The 435-nt window shown below is 40.0% G+C and carries 1 protein-coding gene; it reads left to right on the plus strand.

Features of this window, described 5'->3' with window-relative positions:
• A partial coding sequence (locus CP368_RS10190; protein ID WP_143468337.1) for a response regulator transcription factor occupies positions 1 to 435 on the plus strand: 435 nt, incomplete at both ends.

A 435-nucleotide genomic window follows, 5' to 3' on the forward strand; every position in this document is an offset into this window, starting at 1 on the left:
ATGACCGTGTTACGGCGAATCCGCAAGCAAAGTGATGTCCCTATTATTATGCTTACCGCCAAAAATTCTGCCTCTGATATAAGCTCTGCTCTTGATCAGGGACTAGACGACTACCTCACCAAACCATTTGAAATCGAGGAATTGCTGGCACGAATTCGGGTAGTCTTGCGAAGACTGGAAAAAATGCGGCAGCAAAATGACGTCCCTGATACTTCCCTAGAATTTGGCCCATTAAAAATTGATCTGCTTAAGCATGAATTCTATTGTGATAATGAAAAAATTTATCTTACTCCTAAGGAATTTGCTTTAATCACTGAGTTGATGCGTGATCCTGAGCAAGTTAAAAGTCGTGATGAATTACTTGATACAGTCTGGGGATATGACTTCGTTGGTCAAACCAATACTGTTGATGTTTATATTCGAACTATTCGCAAT

The organism is Lactobacillus sp. UMNPBX17 (assembly GCF_002553735.1).
GTDB lineage: Bacteria > Bacillota > Bacilli > Lactobacillales > Lactobacillaceae > Lactobacillus > Lactobacillus gallinarum.